This window comes from Bacillus sp. BS98 (assembly GCF_008432245.1).
Lineage (GTDB): Bacteria > Bacillota > Bacilli > Bacillales > Bacillaceae_G > Bacillus_A > Bacillus_A toyonensis.
In genome coordinates this window covers 2,278,363-2,292,004 of the sequence record NZ_CP043830.1, presented here as the reverse complement: position 1 = coordinate 2,292,004, position 13,642 = coordinate 2,278,363, and the positions used below count along the sequence as shown (strand labels likewise).

The window sequence follows — 13,642 nt, the reverse complement described above, 5'->3', positions numbered from 1 at the left end:
TCATCCTAAAGATGGCGTTAATACAAATAAAATGTGATTCGATTCATCACTTTTATTCAAAAATCGATGCTTCACGTTTGGTGGGATACGTACAACATCACCTTCTTCTAAAAAATATTCTTTTCCTTCTAATTCCACATAAACTTCCCCTTTCATGACAACCGCAATCTCTTCCTTATCTTCATGTGAATAGTGACTTTCCGTTGTGCTTGCTTTTTTATTTAAATCCATCATTAACATTTCAATACGTGCTTTCATAAAATCAGGTGTTAATACATCATATACAATGTGATCATTATTTTCCCGATATACTTTTTTTCGATCTTTTTTCTTAGAAATGAGTGAGTCTGTATCAATATCATTAATAAAAAGTGTAAATAGCGGCACATTTAATGCTTTCGCAATTAATTCCAATACATTTAAAGAAGGATTAGCATGTCCTCTTTCAATTTGGCTAATCAGTGACGTGCTGATCCCTGCATACTCAGCAAACTCACGAATTGTCATATTATTTTTCTTACGATAACTTAAAACAGTTTGTCCAAGTCGATAGTGAATCAAAATAACTACTCCCTTTCGTCCATCATAATGTATGTTTCATTCCCTTTGTGCTGACTTACTAAACAAGGGCAAATAATCCTTTTCTATCGTCTTCGAGACTTATATACTTACCTTTGTGCATTATATCGCATTAAGTATATTATAATAAACACTCTATCGGAGGGACAGACTTTGAAATCATCTATTTTTTCATATTTCATCTTATTTTTCGGTGTATTCGCCTTATCAACTTCAGCAATTTTTGTGAAATTGGCAGATGCTCCTGCGGCAATTATTGCTTTTTATCGATTATTATTTGCTACAGTAATTCTGTTACCGTTATTACTATTTAATAAAAGGAATCGAAACGAACTAAAAACATTATCGAAAAAACAATGGGGATTCGGATTTCTATCCGGGCTATTTTTAGCTACACATTATGTACTATGGTTTGAATCATTACGATATACTTCCGTAGCAAGTTCTACAGTTATCGTAACGTTACAACCTTTATTTTCAATGGTTGGTGGTTACTTTTTATTTAAAGAGAGATTTACGAAAGGAGCGGTTATCGGTTGCTTCATTGCCATTTCAGGAAGTATCGTCATCGGTTGGCAAGATTTCCAAATTAGTGGCGACGCTTTATACGGAGATATTTTAGCATTTATGGCGGCCGGCATTATTACAGCTTACTTTTTCATTAGTCAACACATTCGTAAAGATTTATCTCTTATACCATATTCGGTAATTAGTTATGGAAGTAGCGCATGCTTTCTCGGTATATTTGCTTATATGCAGCAACAATCTTTCATTCATTACGCTACACAAACTTGGTTGTCCTTTATTGGACTAGCTTTCATTGCAACGATTTTAGGACAAACGATATTCAATTGGTTATTAAAATGGATGAGCGCTACTGTTATTTCAATGAGTATTTTAGGTGAAACAATTGGTACTTGTGTTCTAGCATATTTTATTTTGAGTGAAACCATTACTTTACAACAAGCACTAGGAATTTCAATTATTTTCATTGGATTAACATTATTTTTATTACAACCGAAACTAGCGAATCGCAAATGACAATTAAAAAAGCATGACATTGATTTGTCATGCTTTTACATATTAATTATGTACAATTAAACCATCAGGTCTAAAACGACTCATCATAATTTCATTTATAAACTTTCCGTGAGCCTTTAAATTCCCTACCTTTACCCCTTCTACTACAAACCCAAATTTTTCATATAGATCTTTTGCTTTCGGATTCGTTTCTAATACACCAAGTTCTACTCTCTCTAACATTAACCAATTATCAGCTAAATCAAGCATTTTTGTAAGAAGTGCTTTGCCAATACCTTTATTATGATATTCACTGTCTACCCCAATAAATAAATCGCCTGAATGAGATCTTCGTCCCGGACTTTGTGTTAAGCCAATAAACCCTACTACTTCCCCGTCATATTCTGCAACAAATTCAAATTGATTTGGTGCTAAGTTTCGAATTCTATTTTCCATAGCGTCTACACGCATGCTAGGTAAGAAAACCATATAAGGTAAAACCTCATCCTGTATACATATACGATGAATTGCTCTAGCATCTTGTATTTCTACTGCTCGTATGTTGATTTCCATATTCCTCACCCTCCATATAAATAGAATTATATTATCATTCTAGAAACCTATATTAAATCATTCCCCACATGTATTTCTTTATGTTATTTCTACATAATTATTTTGGTATAACACTTAGTTTCCAAACACCTTATCCTAACAACCTAATAACCCTATACTTTAAATTTTCACCTTATTATATAGCTCAAGCAAATTCTCTATTGGAATACCATTTATTTTCATACCAGTTACATCACAATTTACTATTTCAATATTTTTCAGGTTACTATTATGCATTGTACTACCTTCCAAATCACAGTTTTCAAATGAAAGAGGTTCCTTCTCATCTCCAAGACTTGTATTTTTGAATTGCACTCCACCTAATGTCACCAAATTAAATGTACTACTAGAAAGATTTAAATCTGCATATGAAGACCTTCTAAAGTTTATATTCCTAAACTTTGATTGACTTACATTACAATTACTCATATTCATATGCATTATATTACTACCAACAAATGCACTATTTTTTAAATTTACTTGATAATATTCTGTATGAACCAAATTACAGTTTTCGTATTGACCATTTTTCATATCTTTATTTTTAATTAGGTTCTCTTCACCTGCACCTACATTTTTTCTTTTTACATAGCAATACTCATCTTCAGATTTAAAAATGATTTCATAGCCCATTTTTTTATAAAAATGATGATTATTAACTTGTCTACTAGATGTTTCAAGATCCCAAATCCTTATGTTCGGAAATTTTTCTTCTATTAACTTAATAATCCTTGATCCAATTCCTTTTCCTTGAAGAAAAGGCTCTACAAAAATACGATCGATTCTTCCGTACGATTTACCAGAGATCGTAACTATAATTCCCCCGATTATTTTTTCATCCATTATCACTTTGTAAGAATCCAATTCTTCAATTGAATATTTCATCATTTCAACTGAAGAATATCCTGGCGGTTGAATGTTATAATCAATTACATCATATTGGCCGCATAACCACCGCTTCGCTTCTTCGTCAAATGTTCTTTTCATTATTTCTGTTAACTTTTCAGCATCTAAAATTGTAGCTTTTTCTATAGATATTATTGTCATTTTTGTGTTCCCCTTCATTGTTACAATCTCATAACTTTTGTAATCTATATAGTTATAAAATAAAGAAAATTAAAATCAATCACTCTCTTTACTATTAAACTACAAATCAACCTATATTTTCCACTGTTACTTAGTATGAATGAATAAAAAGAAGAGAACATGTAATATACACATGTTCTCTTCTTTTTATTTTACGCTTATTCATTTTCAATTTTATATAATTAAAAATTTGATATTACTTAAAGCCATTCGTTACATGTATTAACTAGTTCCTGTAAATCCTCTATAAAACGACTCGCATGATATCCATCACAAACCGCATGATGTACTTGCAATGAAAAAGGTAGCATTACCTTGCTTCCATCATTGAAATATTTTCCGCAAGTTATAATTGGTAATAGAAAATCACCATCATTATTAATATTTAAATTAAATCCTGTAAAACTAGTCCAAGGTATCCCAGAAATCGGATAAACATTTGGCGGAATATTTTCTTTCGGGAAGAGACCATGAACATTAGCAAAACATTTCATATCCTCTTCATAGTTTTTATAGAAAATGTGGAAATCACTAGAATAATCCGTCCATATACTTGAAAAAGATTTATCACCTTTATGAAAGATTGTATAACTAGGTATCATTTCCTCCCAATACCCTAAAACTCCTTCATCATTAAAACATGTTCGAAATTCTTTATGTTTATTTATCATTCTAGAAATTATATAAATACAAGTCGGATAAAATTTTATTTCCTTTTGATGTATTTTCTCTAGCATCATCGTAATATCAACATTCGCTGTCATACTAAACGAACACTTTAATTTTAAATAATGTTCAAAATACTGCTCTCTATTCCAATTTTCTCTGTCAATTACATGAAACTTCATTTCATTAGCCTCCTAAAATTTCATTTTTATTTTAGAAGGCTAATTTCCTTGTTTTCACCACACTTGTTCACTCCTTATAGTTTACATTTATACTCACGTTTTTATTTAATTATATAACATTTGCAAAAATCCATTCACATATTTCTTGCAATCCATCCACATACTATTAATAATGTGAAACTTTAATCAGTGGGGGGCAGTTGATCCCCCACCTAACCTTCTTTGTTTTTGCCGAATTTTGAGGTGGAGGTCTTACTGCCCGTTAATGCGGGATAAATCAAATGACGTTTGGAGGATTCAAACATGCATGATAAAAATGAAAATAAAAAAGTAAATGTTATCGAAAACACTACATCTATTCACAATAATAATACTGCAAATCTAACTAGCGAAGAACAAGCAATGAACGGCTTATACGGAATGCCCGAAACAACCATTGAAGATGCTGATCACGCTGTAACTGATGATTTGACTTCAAAAAATTAATGAACTACATAGAAAAAAGCCAAGGAAAATATCCTCGGCTTTTTTAACTATGCATCCACTTTTTGTATTTCTTCACTCTTTTTTGAAAGTTTCCCTGGCCAAAAAGCAAAGCGACCTAAAACAACTGTAATTGCCGGTACAAGTAACGGTCTTACGATAAACGTATCAAGTAAAACTCCAATTGCGGTCACAATACCAAATTGAACTAAAACTTGAATTGGTAACGTACCTAACACCGCAAAAGTTCCTGCTAAAATTAAACCTGCGGATGTAATGACACTTCCTGTTTGTATAACACCATTTTTTACTGCATCCAAGTGATTTTGTGTCTTTCTGTTTTTCCATATTTCTGAAACCATAAAGATATTATAATCTTCACCTAAAGCAACTAAAAATACGAATGCGTATAGCGGTATCGCCCCTTGTATTGCCGGCGCTCCCATACCAAAGTGAAGTAATATCCATCCTGCTCCTAATGCAGAGAAGAATGATAAAACAACTGTTACTATTAAATAAATCATCGCTACAATTGATCGTAAGTAGACAAGTAATAGTAAAGCTATAATACTAATCATTACTGGAATAATAACTGCTTCATCACGTTCCGTAATTTGTTTTGTGTCATATAGTGACGCTGTTTCTCCACCAATCCACAATTGACCTTCAACATCATTAATCCCCGCATCTTTTAATACTTTTTCTACACTATTTTTCAATTTAGGGATTTGATCTAGCGCTTCAATTGCGTACGGATTTTCCGCTAAAGAAACTTCATACATTTGTATTTGTTTATTTTCTTTTCCCTCTTTTGGCTCTTTCACTGTATTTACAAAAGAAAATTTCTCTATCTCTTGTTTAATAGGAAGCTCTTTTCCTTTCGTATTAACAACAACTTTTACTGGCGCTAGTTCTCCAGCTGAAAAATGATCTCTAATTAACGTAAACCCTTCACGTGAAGGCATATCCTTCGGAAACGATTCTAAAAGGTCATATGTGTATTGAATACGTGGTACGAATGAAGCTAATCCACCTAATACAAACATAGTTAGCATAATTATTGTCCACGGTCTTCGTACGACAATATCTCCAAGTTTATTACTAAAGGAGCCTTTTGATTTTTTAACTTCTATTACTTTCTGTTTCTTTCTTGCAAACTCCTCATTCATCGCAGTTGTTCTTGGTATAAACGGGAAGAATGCAACTCTGCCGAAAATTAATAAAAATGCAGGAAGAATTGTTAAAGCAGCAACCCCCATTATGAATACAGCAACACTAAATGGTACTGCAAATCGATGAAAGGCGCCGTAATGAGCAAGTAATAATGTTCCTAATCCAAGTACGACAGTTAATGCACTCATTATAATTGCCCCGCCAGATGCTTTAATCGCAAGTTGCAGCGCTTTATATTTACTTTCTTCTTCTAACAAGTACTCTCTATATCTTGAAATTAAAAATAGACAATAGTCTGTACCCGCGCCAAACAATAATACGGTCATGATTGATATCGCTTGGGCATCTACTTTAATCCACCCATGATCAGCTAAAAAACCAAGTGTAGGACTAATAATACCGTATGCAAAGCCAACAACAAGTAAAGGTAAAATTGCTAAAATTGGTGAACGGTAAAGTAAAATTAATAAAACCAATACTAATAGTACAGTAGCGACTAATAATTTCACATCAGCTTGACTAAATAAACTAACCGCATCTGTTTGAATACCTACAGGGCCAGATAATCGAACATGTAAACCAGATTCCGTTATTTTTTGTTTAAATGGATCAACATCCACCTTACTATTCACTAGTGTTCTTACATCTTCAAGATTTCCCTTTAATATATCCGTACCAGCTGATTTATTAAAGAATATCGGTGTGACAAATGATGTACCATCTTTTGATGCACTTTTTGATAATACTTGCTCTGGAATTGTATCAAATGGTGGTAACATTGATTGTTCTTTTAAAGGGCTAGCTTTTAACTCTTTATAAACGTCCTGTATAAGTTTATAGTCTTTTGACTGTAATCCACCATCTCTATGCCATACTACTAACAACGGATTTCCTGCATTATTAGGAAACTCTTTTTTCATAAGTTCTTCCGCTTGCTGTGACATAGCTGTTTCAGGTAAATTTTTCGGATTCGGTTCTTTCGTACTATTTACTTGTGGCAACGTAAATGAAAGTACTAATGTAATAAGGATCCAAACCGATAAAGTTATCCATTGCGTATTCTTCCCTGCTACAATCCTCCCTAACATATGTAACGGGTGCTTTTTCATAAAAACCCACCTTCCTTTTTTCCTACAATATTAATTATATATACTGGTCAGTTAATTAATCAAGAAAGATTAAAAATTATGTTATAATTATCTCAATAATAAATGTCAGGAGCGAATGTATTTGGAACAAAAACAACGTCCTCTCGGAAGACCTCGTCAAAATAAAAATACAAAATCTACAAAAGAAATAATTTTAGAAGTTGCAACTCGATTATTTCTTACTCAAAATTATCAAGTCGTTTCCATGGATGAGGTCGCGAAAGAATGCGGTGTTACGAAAGCAACCGTCTACTATTACTATTCTACAAAAGCTGATTTATTTACCGCTACTATGATTCAAATGATGATACGTATAAGAGAGAATATGGATCAAATACTTTCCACGAATAAAACTTTGGAAGAAAGGTTGTTAGACTTCGCTACAGTATACTTACACGCAACGATGGATATTGACATGAAGAACTTTATGAAAGATGCAAAACACTCTTTATCTGAAGAGCAGTTGAAAGAATTAAAAAATGCCGAAGATAACATGTATGAAGTGTTGGAAACAGCACTTCATAACGCGATGCAACTTGGAGAAATAAGTAAAGGCAATCCTAAATTTGCTGCCCATGCTTTCGTATCTTTATTATCAATTGGGAATTTTAAGGATGAAAATCACAATCCTATTCTTGCAAATATAGATGAGTTAGCACAAGAAATCGTTTCTTTTTATTGGAACGGGTTAGGTCATTCGTATTAAATAAATTCCCTTTAATAAAAGAGCATATTTGAATTTTTCTCAAACATGCTCTTTTATCAATTACGTGTTTTATTTATATACTTACAATTAGATTATTCTTTAGCACAAATTCAAAATTTTTATTTACAAATTTTGAATTTGTGCATTTATATTCCCTTTACTTAATCCCCCATGGTAACAAACTACGGATTCAATATCTAGATTTAAATACTTCTTCAAAGACTGTTGTGCTTCCTGAACATCCAAAGTAGTTGGAGCATGAATTCCTCCTAACATTCCATTTGCACTATACATTGAATCCCCAGCGATAAGAGTTTTACTTTGTTTCAAATATAAACTAATATGACCCGGCGTGTGTCCTGGCGTATGGAGAATTAGTATGCCACCGCAATACGGAAGTTCTTGTCCATCAATCACAGTATCACTCACTTTTCCTTTTGGTGGATTCTCCACATTTCCACCTTTCAATAAAGGTAAATCTCCTTCAATATATGGCTTATCTAGCTCGTGCGCATAAACTTTAATATTACTTCCACAATTCTGCAACAACTTTGGAAGACTACCTATATGATCTATATCCTGATGCGTTAAAATCACAGCTTTTAATTTATCAAACGATACGCCAACTCTCTCCATCTCTACTTGTATATCTTCAATTTGTCCAGGGAAGCCAGTATCTATTAATACTGCCATTTCATCATCCCATAAAAGAATTGGGTGAATAATAAATCCTTGAAATTCAAGTTGTAACATTTCTACTCCTTTAGCAATCTCCATACAGCAATTCTCCTTTATACTGAAGTTTGAAAATATGTACGAGTAAACTGAAAATATAAAGCGCCGCTATCTTTTAAGATGTTTTGTCATCCCAACAGAGAATACCTCAAACCCTATAGATTCATAGTAAGATTGCAATTTTTCCACACACATAAGTTGGGGAATAACTTTGTTTTGTTCACAGTGCTGGATTAATCGTTCCACTATTTCTTTTCCAATGCCAATGGACTGATATTTTGGCAATACACATACACCGCAAATAACGCCTGTTATTACACCATCTGATATAATACGCCCCATCCCAACTAACTCTTTATCATCAAAAGCATAAATTACATACCAACTTTGTTTACACATTTGTTCCAATTCATTCAGCGTTAAATTAAGAGAATTCCATTCTAAAGATTCATATAAGCTTAATAATCCATTGAAATCTGTTGGGTGTTTAATTGTGTAATTTATTCTATTATTCATGTAAATACTCCTTATTCCTTCGTTTGTTTGTATTTTATAAAATTCCCCTTATTAATATGAAATTAATTTAAATAAACTTCCATAAAAATAATAAAATTCCTACTCAACATAAATAAAAAGAAGTTAACCTCACCTCAGTTAACTTCTTTTATAAAAATCTATTATTATATTATCAACCAAAAATCATACAGCTACAGACGATAAGAACAAACAAAACTAATAAACCATTTGAGAAATAACCCATAGAATACTACCCCTTTATTTCATTATGTAAAAGATTTTATCATAAAATTATTTACAACATAATAACTGAAAAAGACATTACATTCATTAGTTACGTATATTTAGTAATATTTTAATTTTAGCCATATTCGCCTTTTCTAAAATCAATTCTCCTCCTCCTCTGCTTTAGTCCACATAATCTCAAAATAACAAATTAGTAAATGTTAATTTACTATAATAAGTTTAAACATTTGATTTATAGCTAAATTAGTAATAAAATAATGACTAAATCCAAAAAGGAAGCGAAAATAATGTCTCATAAAGAATTATTAAACGAATACATGAATTTATTATTAAATATGTCAGGTACTTTCAAATTTCTATCAGAAAAATCCTCTGAATTTACACATTTAGAACAACACGTAGTGGAGTATCTCGCCCAGCAAAAAGTACCTGTAAATTCAAAGATGATTGCTAATTATTTAAACATTCCTAAGCAACAATTAAGTGTAACTTTACGTAATTTAGAACTAAACGGCTATATTGTAAAAAAACAAGATACGGTAGACAAAAGAGCTGTATTAATTTCTCTGACAGAAAAGGCTGAAAAGGTACATTATGAGAGATGGAAACAAATTTATAAAAATTTCACAGTAAACCTCGAAAAGTTATCTGAAGAAGATAGGCGGGATTTAACTTACGGACTATATAAAACAAATACAATGCTCTCAAAAATGTTACATAACGACTAAATATATTGTTTATGATTAAACGGAGGATGTTTCATGGTTAAAGAGTTAGATTTACAATCAGTACAAGGTACGATGCTTATTCCCCTATGGGGACGAGCATATGGCAGCGAGAAAAATAAGGATATTTTAGATGATACAGAGGCTATTCGAATAATTAAAGAATGCGATTTTGACTTCTCGACAATAGCAAATACATTTGGCGAATACGGATGTATCACATACATTACTCGTGCACGAAAAATTGATGATACGATAAAACAATTTATAGCAAAACACCCGAACGCCACTATAGTAAATATCGGTTCAGGAGTAGATACTACTTTTTCAAGAATTGATAACGGTACAATACATTGGTATAACCTTGATTTACCCGATGCAATCTCTTTTCGCAAGACTTTAATTGAAGATACACCGAGGAATATTAGCATCACTAAATCATTTTTTGATACTTCTTGGTTTGACGATATAAGATATGATCCAAACGACGGTATTCTTTTTATATCAGCAGGTGTATTTTATTACTTTAAAGAAGAAGATTTAAAAGAGATCATAGTTGCTATGTCAAAACGTTTTCCTGGAGGAGAGCTATATTTTGATGCTGAATCAAAATTCGCACTGAACCTTTCGAATGCAACCGTAAAAAAATCTGGTAATAACGGCGCGATGATGTATTTTTATGTAAACAATCCAAAATCAATAGAAAAATGGTCTTCTTCCATAAAAGTATTAAGTTGCTCCCCTTTTTTTAAAGGTATACCTACAAATAAAGATTGGGATGGTAGTACACGTATTATGATGCGAATTGTAAACGTAATAAAGATGTTGAAGTTTGTTCATTTGCGGTTTGAAAAATAATAAATAAAGAAGGCCGCATTACATTTATATTTAGGTTATACATGTTAAACTTAAGAAAAAGGCAGGAACATATTTGATATGTTCCTGCCTTTTTCTTATGGGGTACCGATACATAGTCATATAGCTATGAAAAGCAACTACCCCAAAATAAGAAATTTAGCATCTTAACACCCCTCAAGTGGCTTCTGTATATAATACATTTTAAATTTAATTTTTCTTGATAAATCAAAGATTTCCTGGCATACTCTTAAAATTATTTATGCACGAATAAAATCTCTTCGTAAACCTCCAATTGCACTAAAATATACAAAAATTGAGAAATATGAAAAAGACACTCTTATGAGTGCCCTTCTTAGCAACTAAGTCCGCTGCAGCTTTTACCATAACCCATATGAATTTCGTCTGTAAGAGGAAATTTTAAGTTCATATTTAATTATTAAAATAAGCCGCACCAAAGTTTTCATTAAATCTTTTACACCAAACAGAAACCGAACCATATTCATTTACATCTATCCCTTCAGGAATTTCGTAGTTTTGGTCTCCTTTATTTCCCTTTAATTTTCCTAATTCAATATACTGATAGTTTTTTACGTCTTCATTATTTTTCAAACGATTTGTAGGAACTAATACAACTCGTACATCTGGCCCATTTGATGTTGCAAAATTAGAAAGTCGTAAAACACGTTTTCCATCCGCTAATTGGTGAATTTTTGCCGTTCCAGTTGTTTCATGGACACCGTTTTGAAACTGACCTTCCCTTATTACTCGATCACTTTGTTGCCTTACTTCAGTTGATTGTATCTCTGCTTGTGGCAATGATTCATTTACGTGCTTATCAATAAATAATTTCTCTGGTCGGAACAATGACCATAAAATCCCCAATACAATTATTAAACCACCTATAAGCCATACATATTTTCTTTTCATAAAGTAAAAAACCTCCTGTAACATACTGTGTAGTAGTATGTTAACAAGAAGGTCTTTCATTTTTCTAACGTAAATGTTACAAAAGTCTTTCAGCCATCTTATTTTTTACTGATGTGATGGGAAGAGTGAACCAAAATTCACTTCCCTGCTTACCATCTGCGCGATTCCTTACACCAATTTCCCCTTTGTGCATTTCAATTAATGATTTTGCAATAGCTAATCCAAGTCCGGAACCTCCAGATTGTGAACTTCTTGATCGATCTGTTCTAAAAAAACGTTCAAATACACGTAATTGATCATTTGGAGAAATTCCCATTCCTTCATCCCGCATAGTGAATTGGACCTGTTGAGTTGATTTATTTTCCACTACAGTCAATTCAATTGTTCCAGAGATAGGAGAATATCGAATTGCATTATGTAATAAATTACCTATGACCCTTTCAATTTTGCAAGGCATAATCAAAAGTCGAGGTAATGTATCAGGGACATCCAATTGCACATGGATTTGTTTGTCTCCTAATAAGACAGAATGTGACTCTAATACATCTAATAGAACTTTATCTAAATGTGTGAAACTTGGGTGAAAATCTACTTGCTCAAACTCTAACTTTGAAAGATCAAATAAGTCGTTAATTAATCCATTTAATCTTTCTATTTCTTTTAAAACCGTTGCCAAGTATTGCTTTTTTATTTCAGGATCTTCAATCAGGTTATCTTGTAATGCTTCTATCATCATTTGCATGCTCGCCATAGGTGTTCGTAAGTCGTGTGAGATATTGGTAATTAGCTCCTTACGAGAGTTTTCCTGTTCCTCTAACTTAGTAAACCCTTCTTCTAATTTTTTTGCCATCTGTTGAAAAGCTGTTGCCAATTCTTTAAACTCACGTGGTTCTTGCCCAATTATATACATCGTTTCAAAGTGTCTATCACTAAATTGTTTCGTCAATTTTATTAAATTTTGTATAGATTTCATGATAGGACGTGTCATTAACCAATAAATAAACGTTGAAATAATGAATGCCACAAATGCAATTACTGTTAATAACCGCGTTTGTTCCGGTTCAAGTAACATTTTCGTCTCACTATACCATATAGCAATTACCATAATACTAGTACTTAATAGATTCATGAGTAACAATTGAATACGTAATCTCATGTTTCATTTCCTCCATTTGGCTCAAAGCGATATCCTATACCCCAAACCGTATGAATCCAACGATTCTTTATCGTATGCTTTTCGAGCTTTTCACGTAAACGACTCACTAACACGGTAACTGTGTTTGATGCTCCTTCATGTCCAAAATCCCAAATTAATTCAAGAAGCTGCGAGCGAGAAAATACTTGTTTTGGATGCTTTGCCATGAGATAAAGTACCTCAAACTCTTTCACCGTTAACTCCACTTCCTTATCACAAACAAGTACATATCTTGTCTTTGGATATATTTTTAAATCTGGAAACTCTATCACTTCCAATAGAGATTCTTTCGCTTGTATTGGTACATGGCTTCCTCTTCTTAGTATAATTTGAACCCTTAATACTAATTCACGAGGGGAAAATGGCTTTGTTAAATAATCATCTGCCCCCATTGTTAAGCCTAAAATTCGATCCCTTTCCTCTCCCTTAGCAGTTAACATAATAATAGGGACATTTGACTGTTGACGAATTTCCTCGCATAATTCCCATCCATCTTTTTTTGGCATCATCAAATCTAATATAATTAAATCTGGTTGATGTGTAAGAAATAAATCCCAACCTTCTTTACCATTTACAGCGGTATAAACTTCATATTCTTCTCTTTCTAAATACCGTTTGCATACTTCTCGAATATTTTCTTCATCTTCTACGATTAAAATTCTTTTCTTCATATACTATCCTCACTTCTTTTTCACCAATAATGCAAAATTTATTGTTTCTATTATCCAATGAAAATTCAGAAAATAAATTTTGTAATACAGATAGTAATCTTAACATTTGATTAC

General features: G+C 32.3%; 15 protein-coding genes. 5 read left to right on the top strand and 10 right to left on the bottom strand.

Going from position 1 to position 13,642, the window contains the following annotated elements; genetic code table 11:
• A complete protein-coding gene (locus F0362_RS11860) occupies positions 1-594 on the bottom strand; it encodes a helix-turn-helix domain-containing protein (protein WP_306472061.1) in 594 nt (197 codons plus the stop codon).
• Positions 595-732: 138 nt separating this feature from the next.
• On the opposite strand from F0362_RS11860, the gene F0362_RS11855 reads away from it, so the two are divergent.
• Positions 733-1,620, top strand: coding sequence for a DMT family transporter (locus tag F0362_RS11855; protein WP_000842529.1), 888 nt, complete (start codon positions 733-735; stop codon positions 1,618-1,620).
• A gap of 42 nt (positions 1,621-1,662) precedes the next feature.
• Here the strand turns inward: F0362_RS11855 and F0362_RS11850 are convergent, their stop codons facing one another.
• The 3 genes from F0362_RS11850 to catA form a co-directional block, all read right to left on the bottom strand.
• Positions 1,663-2,172, bottom strand: a complete 510-nt coding sequence (locus F0362_RS11850) for a GNAT family N-acetyltransferase (RefSeq protein ID WP_000405100.1) — start codon at positions 2,170-2,172, stop codon at positions 1,663-1,665.
• Positions 2,173-2,331: 159 nt separating this feature from the next.
• Positions 2,332-3,276, bottom strand: coding sequence for a GNAT family N-acetyltransferase (locus F0362_RS11845; protein ID WP_002043377.1), 945 nt, complete (start codon positions 3,274-3,276; stop codon positions 2,332-2,334).
• A gap of 221 nt (positions 3,277-3,497) precedes the next feature.
• Positions 3,498-4,145: a type A chloramphenicol O-acetyltransferase gene (gene catA, locus F0362_RS11840; RefSeq protein ID WP_149889770.1), complete on the bottom strand. Its 648-nt coding sequence runs from the start codon at positions 4,143-4,145 to the stop codon at positions 3,498-3,500.
• A 303-nt stretch (positions 4,146-4,448) separates the two neighbouring features.
• Between catA and F0362_RS11835 the strand changes: the two genes are divergently transcribed.
• A complete protein-coding gene (locus F0362_RS11835) occupies positions 4,449-4,631 on the top strand; it encodes a DUF4021 domain-containing protein (protein ID WP_000543745.1) in 183 nt (60 codons plus the stop codon).
• A 47-nt stretch (positions 4,632-4,678) separates the two neighbouring features.
• Here the strand turns inward: F0362_RS11835 and F0362_RS11830 are convergent, their stop codons facing one another.
• The gene (locus tag F0362_RS11830; RefSeq protein ID WP_149889769.1) at positions 4,679-6,910 is read right to left on the bottom strand and encodes an MMPL family transporter; all 2,232 of its coding nucleotides are present in this window, start codon (positions 6,908-6,910) and stop codon (positions 4,679-4,681) included.
• Positions 6,911-7,031: 121 nt separating this feature from the next.
• Here F0362_RS11830 and F0362_RS11825 point away from each other — a divergent pair, with 121 nt between their 5' ends.
• Positions 7,032-7,655, top strand: a complete 624-nt coding sequence (locus F0362_RS11825; RefSeq protein ID WP_053446411.1) for a TetR/AcrR family transcriptional regulator — start codon at positions 7,032-7,034, stop codon at positions 7,653-7,655.
• A 123-nt stretch (positions 7,656-7,778) separates the two neighbouring features.
• Here the strand turns inward: F0362_RS11825 and F0362_RS11820 are convergent, their stop codons facing one another.
• Together F0362_RS11820 and F0362_RS11815 are read right to left on the bottom strand one after the other, a co-directional pair.
• Positions 7,779-8,432 carry an MBL fold metallo-hydrolase gene (locus F0362_RS11820; RefSeq protein ID WP_000401505.1) on the bottom strand — a complete coding sequence of 218 codons (654 nt, stop codon included), beginning with the start codon at positions 8,430-8,432 and terminating at the stop codon, positions 7,779-7,781.
• A gap of 66 nt (positions 8,433-8,498) precedes the next feature.
• Positions 8,499-8,906, bottom strand: a complete 408-nt coding sequence (locus F0362_RS11815; RefSeq protein ID WP_001065229.1) for a GNAT family N-acetyltransferase — start codon at positions 8,904-8,906, stop codon at positions 8,499-8,501.
• Between the two features lie 533 nt (positions 8,907-9,439).
• Between F0362_RS11815 and F0362_RS11810 the strand changes: the two genes are divergently transcribed.
• Both F0362_RS11810 and F0362_RS11805 read left to right on the top strand, forming a co-directional pair.
• Positions 9,440-9,880 (top strand): MarR family winged helix-turn-helix transcriptional regulator, encoded by a 441-nt coding sequence (locus tag F0362_RS11810; RefSeq protein ID WP_000018437.1) that lies wholly within the window; start codon positions 9,440-9,442, stop codon positions 9,878-9,880.
• A 33-nt stretch (positions 9,881-9,913) separates the two neighbouring features.
• Positions 9,914-10,735 carry a class I SAM-dependent methyltransferase gene (locus tag F0362_RS11805; RefSeq protein WP_000237906.1) on the top strand — a complete coding sequence of 274 codons (822 nt, stop codon included), beginning with the start codon at positions 9,914-9,916 and terminating at the stop codon, positions 10,733-10,735.
• A 429-nt stretch (positions 10,736-11,164) separates the two neighbouring features.
• On the opposite strand, the gene F0362_RS11800 is transcribed toward F0362_RS11805, so the two are convergent.
• The 3 genes from F0362_RS11800 to F0362_RS11790 all read right to left on the bottom strand — a co-directional run bounded on the left by F0362_RS11800 (position 11,165) and on the right by F0362_RS11790 (position 13,528).
• On the bottom strand, positions 11,165-11,662 hold the full coding sequence (locus F0362_RS11800; protein WP_000824730.1) for a DM13 domain-containing protein: 498 nt from the start codon (positions 11,660-11,662) through the stop codon (positions 11,165-11,167).
• Positions 11,663-11,738: 76 nt separating this feature from the next.
• Positions 11,739-12,818 (bottom strand): sensor histidine kinase, encoded by a 1,080-nt coding sequence (locus F0362_RS11795; RefSeq protein ID WP_001239398.1) that lies wholly within the window; start codon positions 12,816-12,818, stop codon positions 11,739-11,741.
• Entirely contained in the window at positions 12,815-13,528 is a 714-nt protein-coding gene (locus F0362_RS11790) for a response regulator transcription factor (RefSeq protein ID WP_000746049.1), read from the bottom strand. Before F0362_RS11790 ends, F0362_RS11795 begins: the two co-directional genes overlap by 4 nt.
• Between the last annotated feature and the right edge of the window lie 114 nt (positions 13,529-13,642).